This is a genomic window from Citrobacter sp. VF227, from assembly GCF_052950715.1.
Genome location: NZ_JBRFVF010000734.1, coordinates 1 through 255 on the forward strand (window position 1 = coordinate 1; position 255 = coordinate 255).

1 protein-coding gene is annotated in these 255 nt (G+C 61.2%); it reads right to left on the bottom strand.

From position 1 onward, the window contains the following. On the bottom strand, nt 1–255 hold a 255-nt coding region (locus tag ACU8YC_RS28785; RefSeq protein ID WP_446896484.1), incomplete at both ends, for a FimD/PapC N-terminal domain-containing protein.

The following is a 255-nucleotide window of genomic DNA, read 5'->3' on the forward strand; positions in this document are numbered from 1 at the left end:
ACCCCGGCCACCGAACTGCCGGCACGACTGTGGCTGGCGTTGGCGGTGTAATTCACACGCAGGGCGCTGTGCCCGTACTCCCATTCCGTCGTCAGGGGCTTCTTCTGCAGCCCTTTCTGGGGAATGTGCATCTCCAGCGTCTGGGTGGTGAAGTCAAATGTCACCCGGGCATCGGGTAACTGTGCGACGCGATAACAGCCGCGCGCCGGATCCCTGACGTCAGAGAAAATGTCTTCACGCAGAAAAATGCCGGCC